At 74.2% G+C, this 23,906-nt stretch carries 23 protein-coding genes; 13 read left to right on the top strand and 10 right to left on the bottom strand.

The features are described 5' to 3' along the window. Positions 1 to 28: 28 nt before the first annotated feature. Positions 29 to 457 carry a helix-turn-helix transcriptional regulator gene (locus tag HCJ92_RS06320; protein ID WP_338054045.1) on the bottom strand — a complete coding sequence of 143 codons (429 nt, stop codon included), beginning with the start codon at positions 455 to 457 and terminating at the stop codon, positions 29 to 31. A gap of 516 nt (positions 458 to 973) precedes the next feature. Between HCJ92_RS06320 and HCJ92_RS06315 the strand changes: the two genes are divergently transcribed. The 4 genes from HCJ92_RS06315 to HCJ92_RS06300 all read left to right on the top strand — a co-directional run bounded on the left by HCJ92_RS06315 (position 974) and on the right by HCJ92_RS06300 (position 4,656). Next, positions 974 to 2,029 carry a tetratricopeptide repeat protein gene (locus tag HCJ92_RS06315; RefSeq protein ID WP_167932440.1) on the top strand — a complete coding sequence of 352 codons (1,056 nt, stop codon included), beginning with the start codon at positions 974 to 976 and terminating at the stop codon, positions 2,027 to 2,029. Then, a complete protein-coding gene (locus HCJ92_RS06310; protein WP_167932439.1) occupies positions 2,026 to 3,114 on the top strand; it encodes a polyprenyl synthetase family protein in 1,089 nt (362 codons plus the stop codon). Before HCJ92_RS06315 ends, HCJ92_RS06310 begins: the two co-directional genes overlap by 4 nt. A 317-nt stretch (positions 3,115 to 3,431) precedes the next feature. Continuing rightward, positions 3,432 to 3,881: an ATP-binding protein gene (locus HCJ92_RS06305; RefSeq protein ID WP_167932438.1), complete on the top strand. Its 450-nt coding sequence runs from the start codon at positions 3,432 to 3,434 to the stop codon at positions 3,879 to 3,881. Between the two features lie 406 nt (positions 3,882 to 4,287). Beyond that, on the top strand, positions 4,288 to 4,656 hold the full coding sequence (locus HCJ92_RS06300) for an STAS domain-containing protein (RefSeq protein ID WP_167932437.1): 369 nt from the start codon (positions 4,288 to 4,290) through the stop codon (positions 4,654 to 4,656). A 66-nt stretch (positions 4,657 to 4,722) separates the two neighbouring features. Here HCJ92_RS06300 and HCJ92_RS06295 read toward each other — a convergent pair whose 3' ends face one another. Then, positions 4,723 to 5,499, bottom strand: a complete 777-nt coding sequence (locus tag HCJ92_RS06295; RefSeq protein WP_167932436.1) for a MerR family transcriptional regulator — start codon at positions 5,497 to 5,499, stop codon at positions 4,723 to 4,725. Next, positions 5,492 to 6,748: an MFS transporter gene (locus HCJ92_RS06290; RefSeq protein WP_167932435.1), complete on the bottom strand. Its 1,257-nt coding sequence runs from the start codon at positions 6,746 to 6,748 to the stop codon at positions 5,492 to 5,494. Before HCJ92_RS06290 ends, HCJ92_RS06295 begins: the two co-directional genes overlap by 8 nt. A gap of 250 nt (positions 6,749 to 6,998) precedes the next feature. On the opposite strand from HCJ92_RS06290, the gene HCJ92_RS06285 reads away from it, so the two are divergent. Further along, complete coding sequence (locus HCJ92_RS06285) at positions 6,999 to 7,955, top strand: SDR family oxidoreductase (RefSeq protein ID WP_167932434.1); 957 nt, start codon at positions 6,999 to 7,001, stop codon at positions 7,953 to 7,955. On the opposite strand, the gene HCJ92_RS06280 is transcribed toward HCJ92_RS06285, so the two are convergent. The 3 genes from HCJ92_RS06280 to HCJ92_RS06270 form a co-directional block, all read right to left on the bottom strand. Then, the gene (locus HCJ92_RS06280; protein WP_167932433.1) at positions 7,922 to 8,929 is read right to left on the bottom strand and encodes an MmyB family transcriptional regulator; all 1,008 of its coding nucleotides are present in this window, start codon (positions 8,927 to 8,929) and stop codon (positions 7,922 to 7,924) included. The genes HCJ92_RS06285 and HCJ92_RS06280 overlap by 34 nt on opposite strands. A 123-nt stretch (positions 8,930 to 9,052) precedes the next feature. Next, entirely contained in the window at positions 9,053 to 10,480 is a 1,428-nt protein-coding gene (locus tag HCJ92_RS06275) for an aldehyde dehydrogenase family protein (RefSeq protein ID WP_167932432.1), read from the bottom strand. A gap of 193 nt (positions 10,481 to 10,673) precedes the next feature. Continuing rightward, the gene (locus tag HCJ92_RS06270; protein WP_245240631.1) at positions 10,674 to 12,023 is read right to left on the bottom strand and encodes an MFS transporter; all 1,350 of its coding nucleotides are present in this window, start codon (positions 12,021 to 12,023) and stop codon (positions 10,674 to 10,676) included. A gap of 73 nt (positions 12,024 to 12,096) precedes the next feature. On the opposite strand from HCJ92_RS06270, the gene HCJ92_RS06265 reads away from it, so the two are divergent. From HCJ92_RS06265 to HCJ92_RS06260, 3 genes are all read left to right on the top strand, one after another. After that, a complete protein-coding gene (locus HCJ92_RS06265; protein WP_167932431.1) occupies positions 12,097 to 13,014 on the top strand; it encodes a LysR family transcriptional regulator in 918 nt (305 codons plus the stop codon). A gap of 87 nt (positions 13,015 to 13,101) precedes the next feature. Next, a complete protein-coding gene (locus HCJ92_RS25775) occupies positions 13,102 to 13,434 on the top strand; it encodes a hypothetical protein (protein ID WP_420824675.1) in 333 nt (110 codons plus the stop codon). Then, a complete protein-coding gene (locus HCJ92_RS06260; protein ID WP_420824674.1) occupies positions 13,431 to 14,183 on the top strand; it encodes a protein kinase family protein in 753 nt (250 codons plus the stop codon). The genes HCJ92_RS25775 and HCJ92_RS06260 overlap by 4 nt, the downstream gene beginning before the upstream one ends. Before the next feature lie 123 nt (positions 14,184 to 14,306). On the opposite strand, the gene HCJ92_RS06255 is transcribed toward HCJ92_RS06260, so the two are convergent. Further along, a complete protein-coding gene (locus HCJ92_RS06255; RefSeq protein WP_167932430.1) occupies positions 14,307 to 15,434 on the bottom strand; it encodes a DNA glycosylase AlkZ-like family protein in 1,128 nt (375 codons plus the stop codon). A gap of 145 nt (positions 15,435 to 15,579) precedes the next feature. On the opposite strand from HCJ92_RS06255, the gene HCJ92_RS06250 reads away from it, so the two are divergent. Further along, positions 15,580 to 17,307 (top strand): sensor histidine kinase, encoded by a 1,728-nt coding sequence (locus tag HCJ92_RS06250; protein ID WP_338054043.1) that lies wholly within the window; start codon positions 15,580 to 15,582, stop codon positions 17,305 to 17,307. A 125-nt stretch (positions 17,308 to 17,432) separates the two neighbouring features. On the opposite strand, the gene map is transcribed toward HCJ92_RS06250, so the two are convergent. Continuing rightward, positions 17,433 to 18,206: a type I methionyl aminopeptidase gene (gene map, locus HCJ92_RS06245; RefSeq protein ID WP_167932429.1), complete on the bottom strand. Its 774-nt coding sequence runs from the start codon at positions 18,204 to 18,206 to the stop codon at positions 17,433 to 17,435. Positions 18,207 to 18,271: 65 nt separating this feature from the next. On the opposite strand from map, the gene HCJ92_RS06240 reads away from it, so the two are divergent. Continuing rightward, positions 18,272 to 18,574, top strand: coding sequence for a helix-turn-helix domain-containing protein (locus tag HCJ92_RS06240; protein ID WP_167932428.1), 303 nt, complete (start codon positions 18,272 to 18,274; stop codon positions 18,572 to 18,574). 80 nt (positions 18,575 to 18,654) lie between these two features. Here the strand turns inward: HCJ92_RS06240 and HCJ92_RS06235 are convergent, their stop codons facing one another. Then, positions 18,655 to 19,314, bottom strand: a complete 660-nt coding sequence (locus HCJ92_RS06235) for a response regulator (protein ID WP_167932427.1) — start codon at positions 19,312 to 19,314, stop codon at positions 18,655 to 18,657. 1,012 nt (positions 19,315 to 20,326) lie between these two features. Here HCJ92_RS06235 and HCJ92_RS06230 point away from each other — a divergent pair. From HCJ92_RS06230 to HCJ92_RS06220, 3 genes are all read left to right on the top strand, one after another. After that, a complete protein-coding gene (locus HCJ92_RS06230) occupies positions 20,327 to 20,749 on the top strand; it encodes a DUF7919 family protein (RefSeq protein WP_167932426.1) in 423 nt (140 codons plus the stop codon). 1,006 nt (positions 20,750 to 21,755) lie between these two features. After that, positions 21,756 to 22,154 carry a hypothetical protein gene (locus HCJ92_RS06225; protein ID WP_167932425.1) on the top strand — a complete coding sequence of 133 codons (399 nt, stop codon included), beginning with the start codon at positions 21,756 to 21,758 and terminating at the stop codon, positions 22,152 to 22,154. Positions 22,155 to 22,396: 242 nt separating this feature from the next. Beyond that, positions 22,397 to 23,038: a hypothetical protein gene (locus HCJ92_RS06220; protein ID WP_167932424.1), complete on the top strand. Its 642-nt coding sequence runs from the start codon at positions 22,397 to 22,399 to the stop codon at positions 23,036 to 23,038. Positions 23,039 to 23,258: 220 nt separating this feature from the next. Here HCJ92_RS06220 and HCJ92_RS06215 read toward each other — a convergent pair. After that, positions 23,259 to 23,906: MFS transporter (locus tag HCJ92_RS06215; RefSeq protein WP_167932423.1), on the bottom strand; the 648-nt coding region annotated here is incomplete at its 5' end.

Raw genomic sequence — 23,906 nt, 5'->3', positions numbered from 1 at the left:
ACCACGGTACCGAGCGGCGGGGCCGCGGTCACCGGTCCGGGTCGGCCGCTTCCGGGCCGGTCGGGGCGGACGCGGGTCGCACCCATGCCATGGTGAAGCAGGTCGGCACCGCGACCACTCCCCCCTCGCACCGGAAGGCCCGCGGCGACTTCCCGACGATGTCTCGAAAGGTTCGACTGAAGGTGCCGGGGCTGTTGAACCCGACCTCGTAACAGATGTCGGTCACGCTGCGGTCGGTGTGCCGGAGCAAGAACATCGCCCGCTCCACCCGGCGGCGCTGCAGGTAGCGGTGGGGCGTTTCGCCGAAGGTGGCCCGAAAGATCCGCGAGAAGTGCGCCGGCGAGACGTGCGCGAGACCGGCGAGGAACGGCACGTCCAGGGCTCGCGCGTAGTCGCGGTCCATCGCGTCACGGACCCGGAGCATGCGGCGGTTCGAGTCTTCTGCGGCGCGGCTCACCAGGACATCTCACCACGAGCCTCCGACAGCCCGGTACGCCCCCGGGCTCCGACCGGCGACTTCGCGAAGCACTCGTCCCGGCCGTCCGCTTGCCCACCGCGGGCCACGGACTGCGCGCACCCGCAGGGCCGGTGGAGGCGGCGGCCGACCTTCGTGGCGCCGCCGCCGGACGCAGCCCGCGTCGGACGCCGGAGCCCACGGCGACGCACCCGGACCACGCGAGCAGGCGGCGGGAGGGGGCGACAACGCCCGCACGACGGCCTTCCACCACCACGGCGCCCTCTCGTCCGGCCGGAGGAGGAGTTCGACCGATGAGCGGGGAGTGCGGCAACCGGCACGGGGTAGCCGGGCACGAAGCCCAAGGCCAACAGTGTTCCTCGCGGCTCAGCTTGGCGGAGTGGGCGCCACGCAGCCCTCCTCCCGACCGACGGTAGATACCGGGTATACATACGCGGTATAAAGGTCTCACCGGGGCGATCCGCCCCGGGGACCGATGCCTTCGGCCGAAAGGAATCGATGTACAGCAAGGCCTTCGCCCCCGAGTACCAGGGCGCCCTCACCGCTCTGTCAGTCAACTCCTCCCTCCCTGACGTGCTGGCCGCCGCCAACGAGCAGCTCGCGACCGCCCGCAGCGACGGCTCGCCGCTGGAGGCGGCCCGCGCCGGGCTCGCCGCCGCCGAGGCGTACCGGCGCCTGGGGCGCACCGAGGAGGCGGAACGCGCCTGGAAGGACTCGTACCGCACCGCCCGGTCGGCCGAGGACGTCGGCGCGATGGCGTGGGCGCTGTGGAGCGGCGGCACCCTCGCGCGCCAGTGCGGTCGCCTCGCCCTCGCCCGACGCCTGCTCGGCCTCGCCGCCGAACTCGGGGAACGGGGTGGCGACGTGGTGGCGCGGGGCTACTCCCTGGCCGGAATGGCGGAGACCGGGCGCATCCAGGGCGACTACGAGGCGGTGCGGCGGCTCCACGAGCAGTTGCTCGCCGAGGCCCGCCGAAGGGGCGAGGCGCGGCACACCGTCTGGGCACTGGAGGGCATCGCGCAGATACACCGGAACACCGGTGACCTCGACACCGCCCATGGCCTGTTCGCGGAGGCGGCCGGGATCGCGGCGGACGCGGAGGACCACCGGGGACACGCATGGGCGCTGCGCGGCCTGGCCGACGTGGTGTCGGTGCGCGACGGTGACGCCGAACGGGCACTCGCACTGCTGCGCGAGGCCGAGCGGACGTGCCGCACCATGAACCTGCGCAGCGCGCTGGCCTACAACCACAAGATGCAGGGCAACGTCCGGTACCGGGCGGAGCGGTTCGAGGACGCCCGGGCCTCCTACGCGCAGGCCCTCGATGAGTTCCGCACCATGAGTGAGCCGCGGGGCGAGGCACTGGCCCGGCTGGGGCTCGCGAAGTGCCGGGCACGACTCGGACGGGACCTCGCCGAGACCGTCGCCGAACTGGACGAGCTGGCGGTGACCATGGAGCGCATCGGGTTGCGCCACGCCCTGGAGATGGTGCGTCGGGCACAGGCCGAGTTCACTCCCGCCGTCGCGGGCACGGTGCGCGGGGTCGCGCCGTGAGCGCCGGGGGCCCGGCGCTCCGGGAGGCGAGCCGGGCCGCGCCCGGGGCGAGCGGGGCGCAGCGGGCCGAGAGCGCCGCCCGGCTGCTGGAGCGCTGCCGGGCCGAGGTGCGGCCCGATCTGGTCGACGCCGTGGGCCGGCTGCATCCGTGGCTGGCGGAGATGGCCGGGTACTCGTTCGGCTGGTGCGAGGTGGGCGGCGCCGCGCGTACCGGGGCCGGGGGCGGCAAGGGCCTGCGACAGGCCCTCGCCCTGCTGGGCGCCGAGGCAGCGGGAGCGCCGGCCCGGCGCGGGACACCGGCCGCCGTCGCGGTTGAACTGGTCCACGTCTTCTCGCTGCTGCACGACGACGTCATGGACGGCGACGAGACGCGGCGGTCCCGGCCGACGGTGTGGCACGCCTACGGCACCGGCCCCGCGGTACTGGCGGGGGACGCGCTGTTCGCGCTGGGGGTGGAGACGCTGGCCCACGCCGGACCTTCCTCGCAGAGCGCACGGTCGGTGCGGATGCTGTCCGGGGCACTCGGCGAGCTGGTACGCGGCCAGGCGGACGATCTCCTGTTCGCCTCCCGGCCCTGGTCGGGCGAGCGGCAGGTCCGGGCCGAGGAGTACCGCGCCATGGTGGAGGGCAAGACCGGAGCCCTGCTGGGGTGCGCCGCCGCCCTGGGCGCGGCCCTGGGCGGAGCGCAGCCGCCGGCGGTGGCGGCGCTTGACCGGGCCGGGCGCAGCATGGGGGTGGCGTTCCAGCTCGCCGACGACGTCCTGGGCCTGTGGGGCGACCCTGCCGTGACCGGGAAGCCGGTCCACGGTGACCTGCGGGAGCGCCGCAAGACCTACCCCGTGCTCGCGGCGCTGAGCTCCGCCACGCCCGCCGGGCGATCGCTCCGCTCGCTGCTGGAGCGGGACGGTGACCCCGCCGAGGCCACGGCACTTGCCGAGGCGGCCGGCGGGCGGGAGGCGACCCTTGCGGAGGCACGCCGCCACCTCGCGGCGGCACGGTCGGCGCTCACCGAGCCGACGTTGGGCGTCGGGGCCTCACGTGACCTGATGACGTTGGCCGAGTACGCCCTCCGCCGCCATCGGTGACCCGCCCCGCGACGCACCGACCGGCCCCGTCCGGCCGCTCCTCCGCGGCGGGACGGGGCCGGTCGCTTCCCGACGAGCTGTGCGGCGGACGCGAACGACGGCCCGGCTGCTGGGTGGCGACCGGGCGCAGGCGGCCCCGGCCGGTGGTCTCGCGACCTACCGCCGCCCACCATGCCCGCTTCGACCGGGTACGGGGCGGTTGCCCCGCGCGCGACGCACGGCGGGAGCGAATGGGTGGCGTCACAAGGACTGTTGTCCCGGCGTTGGGGCATGCGGGACTGATGATGATGGAACGCCCACGGAAAGCGAGTGGCCCCTTGCCGGAGACACCGGGCGAGACGGGCCGCAGGGACGCGGGGGGTCAGCCGGTCAGCGCCTGCGCCGCCTACGAGGGCAGCGAGGAGCTCGGAGAGGCACGTTCGCTCGCGGAGCGGTTCCTGGAAGCCGTGCGGACCACCGGCGGGGTCGATGTCGGCGCGGACGCCCGCATGCTGCTCCCCCTGGTCGTCAGCGAACTGGTCACCAACGTGCGCAGGCACGCGCCGGGCCCGCACATGCTGGAGCTGGAACTCGTCGCCGGGTGCGCCCGGGTGAGCGTGTGGGACACCGACCCGGCGCTCCCGGTGATCCGGGAGAAGGACCCCCGGCGCGTCGGCGGCCACGGCCTCGAGATCGTCACCGCTGTCTGCACCGGATTCGAGATGCACCGCGAGCTGGTGGGGAAGCGCCTGACCGCCGTCCTGCCTCTGCATGACGCGACCGTCTGACACCCGCACCTTCCCACCGGTGACACTGCCCGACACGCCGCCCCGCCGACGGCGACCGAGCCGGCGCCGCGGTCGGCCCGCCGGACCCGGCGACGGCCCGCGAGCCGATGCGGAGCTCGCGGGGCGAAGCGGGAGGGCCGGCGGCTCGTGACGCGGCGTCGGCGGGGAAGAAGGCTGTCCCGGAACGGATCGTGGGCCCCTCGGCGGTGCCCGCCGGCAGCGAGCAGCACCGGACGAGCCGCTCGGTGACGACGCCCGGCCGCCTCCCGCGTGTCGTTCCACCGACCGCCCCGACCGCGTCACTTCCGGTCGGCAGCGCCGCTCCACCCGTCCGACCTCTGGAGAACAGGAAAGACGTGACCATCACGAGACCGAACATTTCGCCCCGGGCTGGGAGGATTCGAGGATGATCCCCCCACAACCCGCCATGGTGACGACGGCGGAGAGTTCCGACATCTTCACCGTCGCCGTCAGCGGCGAGGTCGACGTCGACGCCGTCGGTCCGTTCGAGGAAGCCCTCGCGAAAGCCCTGCGGTCGCCGACGACCTGCACGATCGTCGACATCTCGGGCCTCACGTTCGCCGACTCCACCCTCCTCGGTCTGCTCCTCTCCACAAAGACCGCGCACGAGGACGCGGGGAGGCCGCTGGCTATCGCCGGCCCGCTGCGCGCCTGGGCGACCCGGCTGTTCACCGTGACCGGCACCGCGGAGTTCCTGCCGCTCGCCGACGACCTGGACTCGGCCCGCCGACTGGCGGGGTGCGCCGACGGCTGACGTGTGCCGCAGGGGTGCTGCTCGTGCCCCGCTCGGCCGTGGACGGGGCGCGACGGGGGCGCCGCGTCACGGTGCGGTCGCCGCCTCGAGGATCTCGGCGAGCCGCTGGAGGGCGCGGCGCTGCTGGGGATTGAGCACGTCGTCCGTGTGGCGGCCGAGCATCTCGACGGCGTCACCGAGGTCCGGCGTCGGGTCCTCCTCGGACCCGAGTCCGAGTCCGCCGATCTCCGGTCCGAGCGCCGCGGCGAACGTCTCCGCGAAGGTCGAGATCTCCTCGTCCGTGGTCTGGGGCCCCAGCCGGGAGAACGCGTCACTGACGGCCGCCACCACGGGGAAGAGCGCGGGCCCGCTCAGCCGCTCGTAGAAACGGGCGAGCCTGGCCATCCCCTCCTCCCCCGCGAAGTGGGCGAGGAGCACCGACTGGTCGCGGTCGAGCCGCACCACGTCGGCGGGGAGCCCGGCCGCCGCGAAGACGGCGAGGAAGGGGGCGAGCTCCGGAGGGACGTCCGGCGCGGCACGATGGTCGCGCAGGCGGGCGATGACCTCCCGTTGGCGCGCGATCCGGTCCATGCGGTCGGCCAGCTCTCGGTCCAGATCGTCGAGCAGGTCGACGGTGCCCCGGCCGTCGCCGTCGGCGTCGTCCAGGACTCCGGGCATCCGCTCCAACGGCACGCCGAGCGCGGCGAGGCGTCTGACGCGCAGCACCCGGACCAGGTCGTGGACGTCGTAGGCACGGTACCCGTTGCTGTCGCGGTCCGGTTCCGCGACCACACCCACCTGGTGGTAGTGGCGCAGGGTGCGGACCGTGACACCTGCCAGGCGGGCGAGTTCGCCGCTACGCACGGTCGGTCACCACCTCTCGCGCGGGCGTCCCCCGCGATTCGGGTTCCAGGTTACGCAGCGGTGCCGAGAAGAGGCCGAGGGCGAGGGCGGGGAGCCACACGCCGGCGAGCACCAGAGCCGCCACTCGGATTCCCGCGTACTCGGTCAGCAGCGCGGCAGCGACGATCCCTGCGGGGAGCGCGGCTGTCATGAGCGCGTTCTGGGTTCCCAGGACACGTCCGCGCATGCGCTCGGGTATGCGCTCGATCATGAGGACGCCGAGGAGTCCGCCGAACAGACCGCTCGCGATCCCCGCGACGAACGCTCCGCCGAGGATCAACTGTGTCGAGTGCAGCGTGGCGATCAGGGCGAAGCCGACGGATGTCCCGGCCAGGCCGCAGACGAACCACGCCCGGCGGGGGCCGCGGGTTCCGAAGGCCGCGTAGGCGGATCCGCCGAGCAGCATCCCCGCGGCCAGCGCGGTGAGGACGAACCCGAGCATGCCGGGTTCGCCTGCGATCGAGAAGTGGACGGGCAGCACCAGCCCCTGCATCGAGGCGAGCACCACCGCCGGCGCCAGGCCGAGGAAGGTCGTGGCCACCAGGAACCTGCTCCCGAGCAGAGCCCGCCACCCGTCGCGGAGTTGCGTCCAGCCGTTCCCCGGGGGCGGTGACGGCGTCCCGTCGTCCGCCTGGCCGGTGGCGCCGACCCGGTGCGGGATGAGCAGGGTGAGCAGTGCCGCGGCGAGAGAGGTGCCCGCGGTGATCCACAGGACCGTGGAGCCGTCGAGCAGCACCATGAGCATACCCGCAGCCGCCGGGCCGAGGAGCAGCCCCACCGCCCCCAGCGATTCCCTGATGCCCATGAGCCGTTCGGCGGAGACGCCGCCGTGGCGCACGACGGCGGGGAGCAGGGTCTCCCGGGCGGTGATGCCGGGCACGTCGCCGAGGGAGCCGATGATGCCGAACAGGATGAACCAGCCCAGCGTCAGTCCCGTGACGTGGTCGACCACGGGTAGTGCGCCGAGGGCCGCCGCCGAGACCAGGTCGGTGACGACGGAGGAGGTGCGCCGGTTGATCCGGTCGATCACCACTCCCATCAGGAGGCCCGCGGCGACGGCGGGCAGCGCTGTCGCCGCGGCGACGGCCCCGGCGCCCAGGACGCTTCCGGTCGTCTGCAGGACGATCAGCGGCAGCGCGATCGCGGCGATCGAGTTGCCGAGCAGGGACAGCAGGTAGGAGGAGAGGTAGGCGAAGGGAACGATCTTCATGAGGCCAGTCAGAACTATGACGTAAGGGCGGGGTCAAGCGCTCGACCCGACGTCGGCGAACCCCGGTTCGCCGGGCCGCTCCCGTGCCCCCGCCCGCCGAACGGGTGGGAACGGGTGCCCTCACCGCCCGGGCGGGTGTCACCGGGGGCGGGCCGGGCATGTGTAGCTGCCACACCGACCACGAGCCGGCCTCGGTGCGGAGCCGGGGCGGTGGTCGATCCGGTCGGTGGTCCGAGAGGCGGGATGCGCTATGCAGGGTGCTGCTCCGAGGGGACGCGGCGGGTCAGCCGCCCGGGCCGCGAACAGCCTGGAGGGCCGGGTCGCAGTGGTGACCGGCGCGGCTCGGGGGGTCGGAGCGGCGCTGGCCCATCGCCTGGCGGGGGCCGGGATGCGGGTGGCGCTGCTCGGCCGGGAGCGGGAGACTCTCCGCCGGGCCGCCGGTGGGCTGCTCACGGAGAACGTCGGTATCGAGGTCGACGTGACCGACCGTGCCGAGTTGGCGGACGCCGCCGAGGAGGTGGCCTCCCGACTCGGTCCCGCCTCCGTGGTGGTGGCCAACGCGGGTATCGCGGCGGGCGGTCCGTTCACGCAGTGCGCTCCGGAGCTGTGGCAGCGGGTCGTGGACGTCAATCTGACCGGTTCCGCCAACACCGCCCGCGCGTTCCTGCCGCAGCTGTTCCGCACACGGGGCTACTTCCTCCAGATCGCGTCGACCGCCGCCTTCGGGTCGGCGCCGATGATGAGCGCCTACTGCGCCTCGAAGGCGGGGGCGGAGTCGTTCGCGCAGGCGCTGCGGGGGGAGGTGGAGCCGGACGGCGTGGGGGTGGGGATCGCCTACCTGCACTGGACGGGGACGGACATGCTCTCCGGCATCGACGAGCATCCGGTGCTGCGGGCTCTCCGCTCCAACCAGCCCGCCATCGCCAGACGGGTCCACTCGCCCGCGCGCGTGGCCGAGTGGCTCACCGCCGGGGTGGCCCGCCGGTCGAACCAGGTCTACGCCCCGCCCTGGTTGCGCTTCTGCCAGCCGCTGCGACCGCTGTTCCCCGTGGTCGTGGGGGTGGTGGCGCGCCGGGAGCTGCGCAGGACGGCGATGGAGGACCTGCGGTCGGCGACCGGCGTCATGGGGGCCGGCGGCGAGGCCGACTGGGAACGGGCGGAGGGTGCCGACCGCTACCGGGGCGACGACCGGCGCCACCCTGGGTGATCGGGGCGGGCGGGGTCGGTGCCGGGCCGGCCGGCGTCGTCGGTTTCGGCCTCAGCCGCGGCGTCGGGCGAGCGCCCGCCCCGCAGTGTGCGCCGCCCCGCGGACCCGCCGCCGGGCGTGCCTCCCTCCCATCGCGCGAGGAACTCCAGCGCTTCCTCGGACGCGCTGCCGGAGGGCGCGGTGTAGAGGAGGAGCTGCTGACCGGCGCCCCGGACGTCCAGGACCTGGAAGTCGAGGGCGAGCTCCCCGGCCGTGGGGTGGAGGAAGTGCTTGCGGCCGGCGCGGTGGGCCCGCACGTGGTATTCCGCCCACCAGCGTCGGAAGTCGGCGTCCCGCAGCGAGAGCTCGCCGACGAGCCGGGCGAACTCCGGGTCGTCCGCGCAGCCTCCGGCCTCCATGCGGAGGTAGGCGACGCACTCGGGGCCGACGACGTCCCAGTCCCGGTAGCGGGCGCGCAGACCTGGGTCCAGGAAGGCGAGGCGCACCAGGTTCCGCCGTTCCGGCGGCACCCGGCCGAAGTCGGTGAGGAGTGCGGCGGCGAGCGGGTTCCAGGCGAGGACGTCGAGTCGCCGCCCCAGCACCAGCACGGCGACACCCCCGGCGCTGTCCAGCAGCGTCCGGGTGGCGGGGTCGATCCGCCCGACGTCACGAGCTGGGGTGCGGCGTCCCGCCGCGCCGGTCCGCGGGCGGGCGCGGGTGCCGGCGTCTGACGCGGCGGCGCAGCGGAGGAGGTGGTCGCGCTCATCGGCGTCGAGGCCGAGCGCGCGGGCGAGGGCGGTGAGGATCTCCTCCGACGCGGACCCGGCCCGGCCCTGTTCGATGCGGACCACGTAGTCGACGCTGACGCCCGCGAGAGCCGCCAACTCCTCTCGTCGCAACCCCGGTACCCGGCGGTGGCCCAGGGTGGGCATACCGACCTGCTCGGGGGTGACGCGGGCGCGGCAGGCCCGGAGGTACTCGCCCAGCTCCGTCACGTCGTTCTCTCTCTGTCGTCCCGGTTTCCGGCGCCCCGGCGACCCGGCGTCCGGCGTCCGGCGTGATGTACGGTACGCGGCGCCGCGGGCGGGAGCTCCCGCCCGCGGCGCGAGCGCCCCGCGTCAGGACCGCGGCCGGTGGACCACCTTGGTCTCCAGGTAGGCGAGGACTCCCTCGACCCCGAACTCCCTGCCGTTCCCGGACTGCTTGTACCCACCCCAGGGCGCGGTCCAGTCGAACGGCGCGTCGTTGACGAGGACGGCGCCGGCACGCAGCCTGGCCACGACATCGTCGACCTGGTGCGGGTCGCTCCCGACGACGTAGGCGGCCAGACCGTAGGGGGTGTCGTTGGCGATGTCGACGGCCTCGTCGACCGTGTCGTAGGCGATGACGGACATCACGGGGCCGAAGATCTCCTCACGCGCGATCTCCATGGAGTTGTCGACGTCCGCGAACACGGTGGGGCGGACGAAGTTGCCGTGCGGCAGTCCCTCGGGGCGCCCGAGCCCCCCGGTGACGAGACTCGCCCCCGCCGCCAGCCCGGAGCGGACGTACCGCTGGACGATCTCCCACTGTGCCTGGGAGGCGAGCGGCCCCATCTGTGTGGCGGGGTCGCCCGGGTGGCCCACACGAAGGCTCTCCACGGCCTGGACCAGCGTGCCGAGGAACTCGTCGAGACGTTCGCGCGGCACGAGGGTCCGGCTCGGGGCGCTGCAGATCTGCCCGGTCATGGCCAGCATGAACTGCCGCAGGGTCTCGACGGCGACCGAGAAGTCGGCGTCCGGAAGCAGTAGTTGCGGCGACTTGCCGCCGAGCTCGGTGTGCACGCGCTTGGTCGTCGGCGCGGCGGCGACGGCGACCCGGGTGGCGGTGGCGTGCGACCCGGTGAAGGAGACCACGCCCACGTCGGGGTGCGATACCAGCGCCTCACCGACGACCTCGCCGCGGCCGGGGACCAGGTTGAAGACGCCCGGCGGAAGCCCGGCGGCGTCCATGATCTCGGCGAACACCATGGCGGAGTGGGCGGCTGTCTCCGCGGGCTTGAGCACCACGGTGCACCCGGCGGCGAGGGCGGAGACGGTCTTCCCCACCATCTGGAGGACGGGGAAGTTCCACGGGGTGATCAACGCCGCCACACCCAGCGGTTCGCGCCGGATCTCGCCGTCCCCGCGGCGCTCGGTGAAGGGGGTTCCGGCGAGGACCTCGACGGCCGTGGTGATCTGGAGGCGTCCGGTCGGGACGTGGGCGTCCCGGGCGAGGTGGGCGGGGGCGCCCATCTCGGTGGTGACGGCGACTGCCAGGTCAGCCGCGCGCCGGTCGAACTCGGTGAGGATCCGGGTCAGCAGGTCGGTCCGTTCCGCCGGCGTGGTGCGGGCGAATCCGTCGAAGGCGCGGTGGGCTGCTGCCACCGCACGGTCGACGTCGGCGCGGCCGGCGAGGGTGACGCTGCCGGTCCGGGAGCCGTCGGCGGGGTCGACGAGGTCCAGGACCGTGCCGTCGACCGGGTCGGTCCAGTCGCCGTCGGTGTAGATGCGGGTGTACTCGCGCACGGGGTCTCCTCGGCGGGATCGGTGCGGGCTGCCCCGGTCCCCTCACGGTCCTCCGCGCCGAGCCCGGCCTCCAGGGAGGGCTGTTCCTGGTACTGCGAGTGCCAGGAACAGCGCCCCGCCGCGCTCGCCGCGGTTCCGTGCCCGGCCGGCCGTGAGGCGGTCCCGCCCGGGGAGCCGCCTCACGGTCCGGGTCTCACCCGGGCGTCGGAGTGCGCGGCGGGCGTGCGAGGTACCCCGTCGCCAGGACGAGCAGCAGGGCGGGGCCGAGCGCGGACCAGCTGATCCAGGTGACCGCCGTCGCCAGCGGGACCCAGAGCGTGAGGACCCCGACGACGACGGCCGGGGCACCCGACCCGAGGTAGAACAGAAGGTGGAGGGCGGCCCCGATCCCGGCACGCCGATCGGCCGGGGTGCGTGCGTCCACCGCGCGCGCAGCGCCGCTGAAGGCGAGACCGTGGCCGATGCCCGCGGGCACGGCGGCGGCCAGGGTGAGTGGTAGGGAGGAGGCGCCGCTGACCCCGAGCAGGAGCAGGCTCACTCCGAGCAGCGCCACGCCCAGCCGTTGGGAGTGGGTCGTACCGCTGCGCGTGGCGCCCAGTTGGGCGACGAGCGAGCAGATGAGCACCGCTGCCAGGACCGCGCCGGTGAGCGCGGCGTCGTCCGTACCCAACTCCCGCACCAGCAGCGCCGGGACAAGCGCGAGGTAGATGCCGAGCACCGCCCAGGCGAGGAAACCGTTGAGCCCGGCCACCAGGAAGAGCGGGCGCAGCTCCGCGGGGATGTGCGGCCGGGTCGGCCGCCACCGCGCCCGTGTCCGTCCGGGTGCCAGCGCGACGGGGACGGTGGTCCGCAGCCGACCCCACACCCACGCCAGCAGGAGCAGGTGGAGCAGGAAGGGGGTGAGCAGCGGCCCCGGTGCGTGCTGGGCCAGAAGGCCGGAGAGGGCGGGGCCGGCGGCGGTGCCCACGGTGAACGCGAGGCTCGCGAAGAGCGGGCCGCCGATGCGGGCGGAGGGGTGTCGGTGGGTGGTGATGAGTGCCTGCGCGGCGCCGGTGGCGGCGCCCAGGGCGAGCGCCTGGGCGACGCGCCCGGCGAACAGCCAGGGCGTTCCGTCGGCCAGCGCGAAGCAGCACGAGCCGGCCGCGGCGAGCAGCAGGCTCAACCGGAGCACGGGCTGGTGGCCGACGAGGTCCGCGGCGGGACCACCCAGCAGCAGCGCGGGGCCGCTGACCAGTGCGAAGGTCGCGAAGACCATCGTCATGCGCAGGTCGTCGAAGCCGAAGAGCTGCTGGTACTCCGGGTAGAGCGGACTGGGGAGGTACGCGCCCGCGGTGAGCACGACCACCAGGAGCGCGGCGGTGCGGACCGTTCTGCGGTCGGGTTCCTCGCGCCGCACCGGCCGGCGCAGCACCGTGGTGCGCATCCGGGTGCCGGGGGTGCTTCGGGTACGGGTACCGGGGGACGTCAGGTGACGGATACGGGGTGATGTGTCGGAGTGCGACGGGCGGGTCCGTCGCCGCCTCGTGACACGCTGCTCTGCCATGTCGGCCAGTATCGAGGCGACGGATCAAAAGAAAAATCAAATGAATTCAGCGTTGATCGTGCAAACTTATTACATGATCGACTCGCGCTTGCGCATCCTGCAGTTGGTGGCCGAGCACGGCACGGTGACCGCCGCCGCACGGGTGCTCCACTACACGCCCTCGGCGGTCTCCTACCAGCTCAGACAGCTCGCGGCCGATGTCGGGGTCGAGCTGATGGCGCAACAGGGCCGCGGGGTCCGGCTGACCAGCGCTGCCCACGTGCTGCTGCACCACGCCGAGCTGCTCCAGGAGCAGTGGGAGAACGCGCGGGCGGATCTGGTCGGTGCGGGAGTCCAGCCGTCGGGCCACGTCACGGTCTGCGGCTTCTCGACGGCGGCCAGCCGGCTGCTGCCACCCGCGGTCGCCGCCGTCCGGGCGGAGTTCCCGCGGTTGTCCGTCAGCGTGGTCGAGGCCGAGCCGGACCGCTGTTTCGACTTGGTGCTCTCCGAGCGGGCCGATCTCGCGCTGCTGGTGGTGACACCGGACTCGCCGCCGGTGACCGACCGTCGGTTCGACCAGCGCCCGCTGGTCGAGGACCCGCTGGACCTGGTCGTCCCGCTGGGCCACGATCTCGCCGGGCGGGCACGGGTCACCCTGGCCGACGCCGCGGCCGAACCGTGGATCGTCGGCAACCCGGGAACGACGTACCACCAGCTGCTGCTCGCCGCCTGCCTCAGCGCGGGGTTCACGCCCCGCCTCGCCCACTACGCGGACGAGTGGGGCACGGGCACCGCCCTCGTCGCCCACGGGCTGGGCGTCTTCCTGGTGCCGCGGCTGGCGCAGCTGGCCGAGGAAGCGCTCGTCGCGCGCATCCCGCTCCGCGGCGAGACGGCGCCCGTCCGCCGCATCGTCGCGGTGACGCGGCGCGGCGCCGGACAGCACCCGGTACCGCGCCACCTGGTGCGCACCGTCACGGCGACGGCGCGGCAACTGCTGGCGGACGGGCCCTGACCGCGCACCCCGGCGGAGCGGCGTGGACGCGTACGGTGCACGGAAGGCCGGGGTGGTCACCCCCGCGCCGCAGCGGAGGAGGCCGGCATGCCGACACGGACAGGGATCGACGGCACCCGTCCACCGGCCGAAGCACGGGCGGCCACCCACGGCACGCTCTCCACCGCCCTCGCGCTGCGGAGCGACCGGCAGCTGGGCGAGCTCGTGGCGGACGCGCCGCCGCTCGGCGGGACCTCCGCTCTGCTGGAGGTGGAGGGCGTGCCGGTCTTCGTGAAGCGGGTGCCGCTCACGGACCTGGAACGGCTGCCGGAGCACGTGAGGTCGACCGCCAACCTCTTCGGTCTGCCCGGCTTCTGCCAGTACGGTGTCGGCGGCAGCCCAGGCTCGGGGCGTGGCGGGAGCTCGCGGTCCACACCATGACGACCGACTGGGTGCTGGCCGGTGGGTACCAAGGGTTCCCCCTGATGTACCACTGGCGCGTGCTGCCCGGCACGGCGCCGCTTCCCGAGGAGCTCGCCGGCGTGGACCGCGCCGTCGCCCACTGGGGCGGCGGCCCGGGGATCCGCCGCCGGATCGAGGGGATCGCCGGGGCGAGCGCGTTCCTCGACCTGTTCCTGGAGTACGTCCCGCAGACGCTGGACGCATGGCTCGCCGAGCGGCTGGCCGCCGGCGAGGACGAGGCGGACCGGGCCTGCTCGCTGGCCGCGGCAGGGCTGGATGCCGGTACGTCGTTCCTGAACGCCCGTGGCGTCCTCCACTTCGACGCCCACTTCCGGAACGTCCTCGTCGCCGACGACCGGCTCTGCTTCGCCGACTACGGCCTCGCAGTCTCGTCCCGTTTCGACCTGTCGGGCGCCGAGACCGACTTCTTCGGACAGCACCGCAGCTACGACCGCTGCCTCACCCGCAGTTGGCTGGTGAACCGGCTGATCACCGGGGTGTACGGGTACGGGCGGGAGGAGCGCGAGGCACTGCTGCACGCGTGCGCCCGCGGAGCGGCACCACCGGACGGACCGCCCGCGGCACGGGAGATCATCTCCCGGCACGCACCGCTCGCCGCGGTGATGACGGAGTTCCACGGCAGGCTCCAGGACGGGGACCGGACGGCCCCGTACCCGGCGGAGGCTCTGCACCGGGCCCTCGTCGCGGACGGGTCCCGTCACGGCTGAGCGTCCGATGCCGCTGCCTGGGGGACAGCGGGGACAATGGTCGCGAGCTGGGCTCGCTCATCGACTCCGGCGCGACTGCGACCGCCGGGCCCGCCTCTCTCTCCCGCGCCCGGCCGGTGCTCGTCAGCCGTCCGCGGCGATCCGCACGTCGCCGGACGCCGTGCCGAGGAACTCCGACAGCGCCCCGCCCTCCTCGCGGACGTCCCGGTGCTCGGCCCGGGAGAGGGCTCGCAGCGGCGTGACGGCGACCCGGTCGTCATGCACCGTCCAGGTGGCGGAGACCCGTCCGTCGACGAGGACGACCCGCTCACCCGCGACCGACAGGCCGAGATGCTCCTCGTCGATGATGCGACCGCGGTCCCGGTAGCCGAGGATCGCGTTGTCGAAGGCCGGGAGGAAGCGCACCGGGGCGGGGGTTCCGGGATCGGGGCGCGGCGCTCCGGGCAGGTCCAGCAGCTCGCGCCCCCGGGAGTCCCTGAACGAGACGAGGTCGCCGCGAGCCGCACGCACCGCCGCCGGCAACCCCGTCAGCCCGCACCAGGCACGCAGGTCGGAGGAGGTGGCGGGGCCGTGGGCCGCCAGGTAGCGCCGCAGCAGCCGTTGCCCGGCCGGGTCGCTCCCGTCGTCCTCCACCTGCTCCACCTCCCGGCCCAGCCAGTCGGCGAGGGAAAGGTTCCGCACCCCGGCGGTCCGCTGCCACAGGCCGCGCGGGGGCAGTTGCGCCATCGGGATCAGCGCCGCCACCAGGAGTTCGCCCAGCGCTCTGCGGGGCGGCCGGGGCCAGCGGTCCCGCAGGGGCTCGACGAGCTCGGCCATGGTGCGGGGACGGCCGTCGGCCAGGACGGCGAGCCCGGCGGCGCGGACGGCGGTGGTGTCGATGCCCCGCAGCTCGTCCCGATAGGTCGTCAGCACACGCCCGCGGAGCATCGCGTCGTGACGACCGCGCCACGCGACCGCGTCGTCGGCCGCCACCAGGTGGACCGTACGGCGCATCAGGTGGGTACGTACGACGGCCCGTTCCGTCAGCAGCTCGTCCAGCATCTCGGGCCGGAACCCCCGCGTCCTCGACCACAGGCCGACGAACGGCTCCTGGGGTTCCTGGGCCTGGAGCCCCGCCAGGTGCGACACGACATCCAGCGGCGCCGAGTCGGTGCGCTCCAGGAGGTGCTGCCGCGCGAGCGTCGCACGGTTCAGGGCACGGTCGTCCAGCACGGTCGTCGCGCTCCGCCTCCGCCCCGGGGATGTGGTCACGGTGATCGCTCTCCTCTGCGTACCGGGGCACGAGCACCCGACCCGGCCCCTTCGACCAGCCTCCCAGGCCGAGCGGACAGCCGCTGTCCGCTGCCCCGCGTGCCCGCGGGCCGGGGGTGGCGGGCACGCTGCCTATCGTGAGCGGGTGAATCCGAGAGAACAGGTGCGCGCGGGCCGGCGGCGGCTCACCGCGGACGGCATGTGGACCTGGCGCCGGATCATCGGCGAGACGGTGGCGGCGACGGCGACCGGCGCGGTGGCCGCCGTGGGACTGTCCGAGTTCGGCGGCCCGGGTGTCGTGCTCGGTGCCGCCACCGCGGGGACGCTGTGCGTGGCTCGTCGCGTCCTCCCCGCGAGTGTCCTCGTGGCGTCCAGCGCCCTGGCCGGGCTGGTTGGCGGGTTCTGGCTGCTGATGCCGCTGGCGGGGTGGTCGGCAGGCGGGCGTGTCGCTGCGGCGCGGCGCGTCGTGGCGGCGTTCGCCGTCTCTTACGTGGCGCACGCCTCCCTGGCCGTGGGGCTGTGGTGGCGCGGCGCGCCGGACCCCCGGACGCTGCTCCTGCTGACGGTCGGCTTCGTGGCGAGCACCGTCCTGCCGGGGCTCGTGAGCCGCTACCGCGCCCAGCGGCGCGCCCTTCTCGACGCCCTGCACGAGCACAACGAGCAGTTGCTGCGGGAGCGCGAGATGATCGCCTCCCACTGGCGGTTGCGCGAACGGCAGCGCATCGCGCAGGACATGCACGACAGCATCGGTCACCGGCTGGCGTTGATCACGGTGCAGACGGGTGCGCTGGAGGTGGACAGCGGGCTCACCGACGAGCAGCGCTCCCGGGTCGGGCAGCTGAGGGAGTCGGCGGCCGGCGCGATGCACGAGCTCCGGGAGGTGGTGGGGGTCCTCCACGAGGACGGCTCCGGGGGCGACCGACCCGCCGGGACGCACCCGGCCCGGGGCGTGGCCGGGGTCGCGGACCTGGTGGCCGCCGCGCGGCGCGCCGGCGCGACCGTCGAGCTGCGCCGCACGGGCGTGGCGCGGGCACTGGACCCCGCGGCCGACCACGCCGCCTACCGGATCGCCCAGGAGGCACTGACCAACGCGCTGAAGCACGCTCCGGGCGCGCGGGTGGTCGTGGAACTGCGCTACGAGCCGGACGCGTTCGTCGCCGAGGTCGCCGACACGGGCGCCACGGGGCCAGCGGGCGGCGACGCTCACGACCCGGTGGGCGGGGGCCAGGGGCTGACCGGGCTGCGGGAGCGGGCGCGGCTCGTAGGCGGCCTCCTGCACTCCGGCCCGACCGGGGACGGCGGCTTCCGCGTCGCGGGCATGCTGCCCTACGGCACCGGCCGCGACACGGCGGATACCACCGGCGCCGCCGAGGCGTCCCACGGGCCAACGGTGCCAGCCGCCGCCGATCGACCGCCTCCCAGGGCCGCGGCGACCGGCGGGACAGTGGACGGCGCCAGGGGAGCGTTCGACTGGCAGGCACCCCACCAGCGGCAGCAGGAACTGACGACGGCCATGAGGCGCAACTGGCGTGGCGTCGCGATCGGTTGCGGTACCGCCACGCTGTGCGCGGCGGTACTGGTGGCGCTGGGGCTGTGGGCGTTGCGTGAGTGGGACGCCTCACTGCTCTCCCCCGAGGCGTACGCGGCGGTCGAGGTGGGCGCCGACGAGGCGGAGGTGCGGGCGGGGTTGCCGGAGGGGTCTTTCCTCTTCGAGGACGTGGCGGGCCCCGAGCCGCCCCGGCCACCGGGCGCCGAGTGCGTCGTCCGGGGTTCCACGGAGCAGCCGGACGACCCCGCGCTGGTGGCGCTCTTCCGGTTCTGCTTCGCCGACGGGCGGTTGGCCAGGAAGGACGCGTTCACGACCGAGCTCTAGGCCCCGCAGTCCCGGGCGCGGCGGTCTGCGGACCGCGGGTGCGCAGACGCGTGACCCGGGGCGCGGCGCGAGACGGACGTCCGCGAAGGCCCCGCCCGCGTCGTCGGCGGGCGGGGCGCCGCCCGTCAGCGGAAGGGCAGGGTGAGGATCTCGGCGCCGACCTCGGTGATGGCGATCGTGTGCTCGGTGTGGGCGGTGCGGCAGCCCGTGGCACTGCGCAGGGTCCAGCCGTCCGCGTCGATGACGAGTGCGGCGGTGTCGGCCATCACCCATGGCTCCAGCGCCAGCAGGAGTCCGGGGCGGAGTCGGTAGCCGCGGCCGGGCCGCCCGGTGTTCGGGACGTGGGGGTCCTGGTGCATGGTCGATCCGATGCCGTGCCCGCCGAACTCCGTGTTGATCGGGTAGCCGGCGTCGTGGAGCACCGTGCCGATGGCGTGCGAGAGGTCGCCCACGCGGGCCCCCGGCCCGGCGGCGGCGATACCGGCGGCGAGCGCGCGTTCCGTGGCGGTGATCAGCGCGGTGCTCTCGGCGTCGCCGGCACCGCCCACGACGAAGCTGATGGCGGCGTCCGCTGCGACGCCATCCTGGGAGACGGCCAGGTCGAGGGTGAGCAGGTCGCCGTCGACGAGGGTGTGGTCGGAGGGCCGTCCGTGCAGCACAGCGTCGTTGACGGCTGTGCAGATGTAGTGGCCGAAGGGTCCGCGCCCGAAGGACGGGGCGTAGTCGACGTAGCAGGACTGCGCCCCGGCGTCGAGGATCATCTCCTTGGCCCACCGGTCGATGTCCAGGAGGTTGGTACCGGCCTCGGCACGGCCGCGGAGCGTCCGCAGGATGTCGGCGACCAAGGCCCCGGAGGTTCGTGCCTTGGCCAGTTGACCAGGGCTCAGGATCTCGATCACGCGACTTTCCTCTCACGACTCCAATAACAATACCGGGACTACTGTACCGGTACTAGTATCGGCACATGGTCAGGTTGCCGCTCACTCCCGCCGAGGTCGAACGCGGACAGCGCCTCGGTGCGCTCCTCCGCCGCGCCAGGGGCGAACGCTCGATGCTCGCCACGGCGCTCGACGCCCGCGTCTCCCCGGAGACGCTGAGGAAGATCGAGTCGGGGCGGGTCGCCACCCCGGCCTTCCCCACGATCGCGGCGATCGCCGACGTCCTCGGCCTCTCCCTGGACGCGGTCTGGGCCGAGATCAACCGGCCGGGCGAGGACGCCGTACCGGAGCCCGCCGGGCTCGGCGAGCGGCGCCGCGTCGCGTCCTGAGCCGCTCGCCCGGCGTCCGCTTCCCGGCGCGCGGCTGGACAGCGGACGCGGCGGACAGCGGACGCGGCGCCCCGCCGACGTCAGCTGTCCGCGTCGAGCCCCGCGTCACGGGCCAGGAGCGCGGCCTGGACTCGGTTGTCGCACTGCGTCTTGGCCAGGATCCGGCTCACGTAGGTCTTCACCGTCGCCTCGCTCACATGGATGCGGCGCCCCACATCCGCGTTGGACAACCCCTCCCCCAGGAGCGCCAGCACCTCCGACTCCCGCGAGCTGAGGGCGGCCAGCCGCTGTCGCGCCGACGCACGCCGGGCCGGCTCGACGCCGATGGCGAGCGTGTCGACCACATGGCGTGTCACCCCGGGCGAGAGGAAGGCGTGACCCGCCGCGGCGGCCCGGACCGCCCGTATCAACTCACCGGGCGCCGTGTCCTTCAGCAGGAAACCGGCGCCGCCGTCCGCGAGCGCCCGCAGCACGTTGTCCCGCTCGCCGAACGTCGTCAGGACGAGGGCCCGGACGGACGGCGCGACCCGGCCCAGCTCCGCCAGAGCACCGAGCCCGTCGAGCACGGGCATCCGGATGTCCAGCAACGCCACGTCGATCGCGCGCGCACGGGCGAGGTCCACGGCCTCGCGACCGTCCGCGGCCTCGGCCACCACCTCTATGTCCTCCGCGGAGGCGAGGATCTGCCGGATGCCCGCCCTGATGAGTGGTTCGTCATCGGCGACGAGGACCCTGATCACTGCTCTCCCGCGGTACTGCCGCCGCCCTGCGCGGCAGGGCTGGGACGGTGGATGTCGCCACGGGGTCCGCCCGGGCCGGTCGCCGATCCTACGGGAGACCCGCACCGCCCCGGCACGACGACCGGGGCCGGGGCGACGACCCCGGCACGCCTGTGGGGGGGCGAGGGGCGGGCGGCACACGGTCCGGAACCCGGCCGAGCGTGTCGGCGGCAAAAGACGGATCATCGTCATGGAGGGGACGTCCGGCAGCTGCGCGAGTCATGGGCGGGGAGGCCGGGTCCGCCCGACGGCCGAGGCGCCGCCCGTGGACCGTGGCGGTGGCGCGCCGGCCCGGCGGCTTCGACCGGACGCCGGTAACGAGTCTCCCCCGCACCCGCACTATCGGCAGGCTTGCGTGGACTGGGCGGCGGCCTGCGGGGGCCGACGCGGAAGCGCTGGTCGGAACCGGGCGGTGGCTGTAGAGGCCCGGCACACCGGTGCGCGGGCCTACCGGCTGTCCAAGGGCCGCTCGCCTCGGTTCGATGAGCGCCCGAGCTCCGGGTCGCCGGGGTGAGCCCTGATCGGGCGGCGGCGCCGGGGGTCTGCTTACCCGTTGCGTTCCGCGGTGCCGTCCCCGACGGGCAGGCCACATTGGTGGAGATGCGTTCTTTGCAGAGTGCCAGGACCGGGGCGGGGTACACCGCCGCAGAGCGGGCGGGCGAAGGGTTGCGGGGGGCCTTCCCGAGGCGCCACGCCAACGTATGGACCGGGCATGGGATCGGAGTTTGCAGCTGGTGTGACGCTGACCGGCAGAACCGATCAGTCCATCGTCATCACGGGGCATGGTGTCTGCATCCGAGGAAGAAAGACGGTACCCAACCACACTGTTCTCCCCACCGGAAACCCCCGAACCAGCACCAGGTCAATCAGCGTGACCCACGCCCACCAAGATCAGCGATATCGTTCGACCCAATGCGGGCGTGTGTCACGCCGCGATCTGCAGACTGCACCTGGACCCGGGAGAGTTGAGCCGATGACGCACTACGAAGACCTGACACCGTACGAGTACGACGAGGACCCACTTCCTGGTGGTGTCAACATCGGCTGGCTGTCCAAGCGGCACCCTTACCGCCACGGTAGGACACCAGAAGGGCTGGTCGCTGCGCTGGCCCACCTTGCGAAGGACTCGAAGAACCGGTACCGGGGATACCACCACTGCGAGCTTTGCCCTGGCTTCGAAGAGGCCGAGCGGAGCGCCAGAAGAGATGGCCTTCTCTTGGGAAACGCCGAAATCCACGTTCCCGGGGAGAGCGGAGTCACATACGTCGCACCCACGCTGATCGTGCATTATGTGGAGGCCCACGAGTACCTCCCTCCGAATGCATTCACTGATTCCGCACTCAAGGCGAAAAGGGTGAAGACCTTCCAGCAAAGGGATCTTCGCGCAGACACGTGAGTCGAGGAATCCGGGACGACCGGTCAGGAGCCCAGCAGCTTCGTGTCGACCGCGAGAGCTTTGACACGCATCGGTGCGCCCAGGTCGATGACCGGCCTGTTCACACCGGTGGCACCGCGAGGTTCGCCTCGAAGCCGGCGACACGGCGCATCGATCATCGGTCGCGTCCAGTCGTCCACCTCGTCCTCAGAGCGTGTAGGAGACCCCACGCCGGAGCCGCACGCGCGGAACCGATGCAGGTCCTTGAGGGCCGAATGAGTGAGCTCGGGCAGTGCTCGGAGCGCGCCTGCCGCCGGCGTCCCGGGCGGAAGCGCGGTCGACGGGAGGCAGCAACGTCATCAGCTCCAGGCCGGACGACTCAGGACAGAGCTGCGACGTGCAGCGGTCTCCGACGTCAGTGGCCGACGGCGTGCGGCCCCTCCGCGGAAGGCCCGCTGTCGCCACCTCGCCGCGCAGCGAGAACCCCCGCTCTGCGGGCACCGAGTGGGTGATACGCCACGGTCACGGCCAACAACGAGCCGGTTGCGCTGCCCGGCTCGCTGTCCTTGACCTCGTCGTCACCGGCGATGACGGCCGCGGACACCGTCAGCATCTTGACCTGGCGGCGATCGTCACCGCCGCCGGAGCCACGGTCGTGAGCTCGGCGGACCCCTCGACCTCGTACTCGCATCCACGTCATGGAGACCTGATCACCCGCGAACCGCCCGGCATGGCATCGGGCCAGGCAGTGGCCGGACCTCTGATCAGCGACTCCGACGAACCCCCCGGACCCGGCGAAACCGCCCTCAGGTCATACCCACCACAGGGGGACACAGCAATACCGGGCCCAGCCGCCAGCGCCCGTTGCGGAACCACCGATTACATGCCGGGGAGGCGGGCGGCGGTGCGCCGGTTCACGCCGAAGTGCGTCCCGCTCCGGCCGGTGGCACTACGTCGCGCTCGCGGTGGGAACCATCCCGGTACGGCGTGCTCCGGTGACGCCCCGGCAGCTGAGGGGAGACGCGCGATGGAGTGGTACCTGGCGATGGCGCTCGGCGCGGTGGGCGGTGCGCTCACCGAGTTGCTGGTGCTGCACAGCCGGATCTCGGCCTGGCGGGCGGCCCGGCGCGGCGCCAGGGTCCGCGGCGAGCCGCTGATCCCGCTGGCCCGCTACACCGATCCCCCGGCGGACGCCCTCGCGGCGGTGAGTCTGGTGGTGCTGGGGGCGGCGGCCGGGCTGCTGTTCCACAACCAGGTCGTCGGCTTCGCCGCCGCGGTCGCGGTCGGTGTCTCGGCACCGGCGCTGTTGCGGCACCTGGGCAGCAGCACCACCGTCCGCGAGGCGGTCCAGGGGCCCGCCCCGGTGGGGGACGGGGCGGCGGTCGGCGGGGATGCCGCGCTCCCGGTGGGCGAGGTCCGCCCGTGAGCCGCCCATGGCCGGCGAGGATCCGCGCCTCGCTGTACGGCGGGGGGCGCCCCGGTTCGCGCCACGAGCGGCACGCCGCCGGATGGTCGCTGTGGCGCCGGTATCTCGCGTCGCTGCTGTGCGTTCCTCTCCCGCCGGTCGGGTCGACGACGACGCGCCGGGCCCGCGCCGCCGCGGCGGCCGACCCGGTGCCGCCGGCCGTTCCCTGCACCGCGCCCCGTGCGGTGGGGGCTCCGGGGGCCGTGACTCCGCCACGCCGGGGCACGTGGCCGACCGCGACGCGCGGCCCGCTCGGCCGGCTGACCGCCGCGGCCGAGGGTTGGCGGTCGGCGCCCGCCACCGTGCGGCTGCTGCACCGGGCGACGCTGCTGGAACTCGCCGACGAGCTGACGCCCGCGCCCGCGGGGGATCCCGCGCTGCGGGCGTGGGCAGCCGCCCGTGACGGCCTGTCGGCGCGCGCCCTCGCCCGCGCCGCCGACCTGACCCGGGTCCGGGCGCTGGCGAAGGCGGTCGAGGACGCCCTGCGGTTCGCGCGGGACGGGGAGGCTTCCGCGGCGGGCCACGGACTGTGCCGGGCGGTGGAGTCGGCGCACGGGTTCGGGGAGCGCCCGGTGGCACCCGACGCCGGTGTCACCGCGGCGGTCGGCCGCGCCGTGGACGTCCTGCGCTCCGCCGCGACCGATTTCCGGGGTGCGGACCTGGCGGCGGCAGTGGCCGACGATCTCCGGCTCGCCGGGGTCCGCTGGGACGGCGGCACCCGGTGGCCCGGCGACGACTGGGCGCTGCGGGTTCGGAACGCCTCCGCGGAGGACCCGCCGGGTTCAGGAAGTTACGTGGTGCTGCCCGAGTGGCAGCCCGAGCCGTCCCCGCCGACGCCGGTCTGAGAGCGTGTGTGAGACCCCGAGTCGGATCAGCTCGCGGCGTCGGATGCGATCGGCTGCACGGCGGAGGGGCTCCCTCACACCGGGTTGTCTTCGGGCGTTCCTGACGACGCAGCAGATGGCCGTAGCCGGCGCCGCAGGCCCGGCCTGGGGTCTCACACACGCGCTGCGGGCCGCCCGCCCACGGCGTCCGCCAGGGGCGGGTGGCCCGTGGTGCGGCCGATCACGTCCGCACGCGGTCGATGTGGCCGAAGTGCCGGGCCGAGGGGGCGAGCGCTGCCAGGGCCGGGGCCAGGAAGCAGGCGATCGCGCAGCCGAGCAGGACCGGGCTCGTCCCGAGGGCGGCGACCGCGGGGGCGAAGAGGGCCAGGCCCAGCGGGGCGAGGCCGTAGGAGAGCAGGAAGTCCAGGGAGGAAACCCGGGCCAGGCGCTGCGGTGCGACCTCCCGCTGGATCGAGGTGAACCAGGTGACGTTGAAGAGTTCGATCCCGACCCCGGCGACCACGTAGGCGGCGACCACCACCCAGGCCGGGGCGGGTGTCAGCAGGCTCAGTGGGGCGAAGCCGTAGCAGGCGAGCCCGGCGAGCGCGACCCACCCGGCGCTCGGCGGCCGGCGACGCGCCATCACGAGGGCACCCGCCAGGGCGCCCAGCACGTAGGCGGTGGTCGCGGCGGCCAGCACGGCGCTGGTGTCGTAGCGGTCCCGGCTGATCAGGGGCAGCGCCACCGCGGTGGCGCTGTAGCCGGTGCAGATGACCACGGTCAGCGCGGCGAGCCCGGCGGTGAACCAGCGGTGGAGCCGCGCCTCGGTCAGGCCCTCCCGGAAGGCGGTGACGGGACCGGCCGCGGTCGGGGCGGCGCCCCGCCCGGC

This window comes from Streptomyces spiramenti, assembly GCF_012034385.1.
Classification (GTDB): Bacteria; Actinomycetota; Actinomycetes; order Streptomycetales; family Streptomycetaceae; genus Streptomyces; species Streptomyces spiramenti.
The sequence above is the reverse complement of the archived record's forward strand: the minus strand, read 5'-3'. Positions and strand labels throughout refer to the sequence as shown.